Genomic DNA, 2,216 nt, shown 5'->3' with positions numbered 1-2,216 from the left:
TCCGGCAGCCTTCAGTGGTCTTTGCAGAGTTAAGACAGGCGGCTTAGCGTTGCACTTCGAACTTGAATCCGCCGTTCTCATAATTGACGATTAAATCGCACCTTCCTTAGGTAAATACGGCATAACCTTTGCCAGCTTTACGCTTTATTCACAGCGTTTCATCCCTCATGCGGTTAAATCTTCTTTCACCACAATGCTAAGCTCAAAGACGATGATGGCTTTATCTTTGCAACTTAACCGAGGCAGGAAATAACGATGTCGGAAAATCACTATCAGCCACCACAAGTCTGGACATGGGACCCGGAAGCACGCGGTAACGGCGCGAAAACCAACCGTCCAATCGCCGGTGCGACGCACGACCATACGTTGCCGGTCGGTAAGCACCCGCTGCAGCTTTATTCACTGGGAACACCGAACGGCCAGAAAATCACGATCCTGCTGGAAGAGCTGCTGGCGCTGAATATCAGCGGCGCAGAGTATGATGCTCACCTGATTCGCATTGGCGATGGCGACCAGTTCTCCAGCGGCTTTGTCGAGGTCAACCCGAACTCCAAAATCCCGGCCCTGCTGGACTGCTCGCACGGCAAACCGGTGCGCATATTTGAATCTGGCGCGATCCTGCTGCACCTGGCGGAGAAATTTGGCCATTTCCTGGCAAAAGAGGGACCCGCGCGGACTGAAGCACTGAACTGGCTGTTCTGGTTGCAGGGTTCCGCACCCTATCTGGGCGGCGGTTTTGGCCATTTCTGGTTCTACGCCCCGGAAAAAATCGAATACGCGATCAACCGCTTCAGCCTGGAAGCCAAACGCCAGCTCGATGTGCTGGACCGCCAGCTGGCGCACCATCACTATATTGCCGGCGATGAATACACCATTGCCGATATGGCGATCTGGCCATGGTACGGCGCTCTGGCGCTGGGCACACTGTACGGCGATTCTGCGCAGTTCCTCGATGTCGCCGCTTACAAAAACCTGCAACGCTGGGCGCAGGAGATCGCCAAACGTCCGGCGGTACAGCGTGGCCGCATCGTTAACCGCACCTGGGGCGAGCCATCCGGGCAGTTGCATGAACGCCATGATGCCTCTGACTTTGCGCTGCGCACCGAAGATAAGCGTCAGGCATAATCTTTAGCACGGCGGCGATCAGCGCGCCGTGCCCATTCGCCACACCACAGAAACAGGCCTGTTCCTGTGGTGTTTTGCTTGCAATTATCTCGTGCCCTACCTACTATTTTCGCTATGAAAACACCGCAAGATGACACCAGCCAGACTGACGCACCTCTGTTGCTCGACCAACAGTTTTGCTTCGCCCTCTATTCCGCCAATCTGGCGCTGCATAAGCTTTACCGGCAACTGCTGGCAGAGCTGGATCTGACTTATCCGCAATACCTGGTGATGATGGTGTTGTGGGAGAAAGATGATGTCACCGTCTCCGATATTGGTGAACGCCTGTTCCTCGATTCCGCTACCCTGACGCCACTGCTGAAGCGTATGGAAGCCGCCGGGCTGCTGCAGCGCCAGCGTTCCCGCCAGGACGAACGTCAGGTGGTGGTCACGTTAACGGAACAGGGCCGCCAGTTACGCCAGAAAGCGCTGACGCTGCCAGACTCGGTGCGTAATGCCGCCGCCTGTGATGCCGACAGCATGCTGAAGCTGAAGAAAGAACTGGAAATTCTGCGTGATAATCTGCACGGTTAAGCCGTGCCGATCCTGTTCTTGTCCTCGCGGCAAATTCATATTCCACCGAGTGTGATTGTTCTTAAATACCGCATGCACTCATCGCCAGATGACTCACTCTTATCTGATAAAAAAAAGCAGCATCGACTAAACAGGCGGCCATCAGAAAAACCAAAATCTGCAGAATTGCTAGTTATCTGTTGAAGAACACATTTTTCGCGTAAAGCATAAGCAAAAAAACAATATTCATTCTAATTTTAGAAACAGAACAAAAACAAGAAAATACCCGCAGCAATTCTATAATCACCTCGACGTTTTCATCCGGTTAAGAGGTGTAATATGTCACATTCTCCAGCCACCTTTCTCTTATGTACGATTCTGACTGGCTGCAATGCATTTTACCCGCCGTGGAATCAGCCACGCGATTATCCAATATCACGGCAGAATATTGATAATAATCATGCGGCGGATTCAAGTTCGAAGTGCAACGCTAAGCCGCCTGTCTTAACTCTGCAAAGACCACTGAAGGCTGCCGGAAC

The 2,216-nt window shown here is 52.6% G+C and carries 2 protein-coding genes; both read left to right on the top strand.

What is annotated here, in order from left to right; translation table 11 throughout:
• Positions 1–255: 255 nt before the first annotated feature.
• Positions 256–1,125: a glutathione-dependent disulfide-bond oxidoreductase gene (gene yghU / locus ACSZO1_RS22235; protein ID WP_437616540.1), complete on the top strand. Its 870-nt coding sequence runs from the start codon at positions 256–258 to the stop codon at positions 1,123–1,125.
• Positions 1,126–1,239: 114 nt separating this feature from the next.
• A complete protein-coding gene (locus ACSZO1_RS22230) occupies positions 1,240–1,698 on the top strand; it encodes a MarR family winged helix-turn-helix transcriptional regulator (RefSeq protein WP_437616538.1) in 459 nt (152 codons plus the stop codon).
• Positions 1,699–2,216: the final 518 nt, after the last annotated feature.

It is taken from the genome of Erwinia sp. V71 (assembly GCF_965644245.1).
Taxonomy (GTDB): Bacteria; Pseudomonadota; Gammaproteobacteria; order Enterobacterales; family Enterobacteriaceae; genus Erwinia.
The sequence above is the reverse complement of the archived record's forward strand: the minus strand, read 5'-3'. Positions and strand labels throughout refer to the sequence as shown.

Coding starts and splice junctions, on each gene's coding strand:
- yghU (WP_437616540.1), top strand. CDS start 256: ATGTCGGAAAATCACTATCAGCCACCACAAGTCTGGACATGGGACCCG.
- ACSZO1_RS22230 (WP_437616538.1), top strand. CDS start 1,240: ATGAAAACACCGCAAGATGACACCAGCCAGACTGACGCACCTCTGTTG.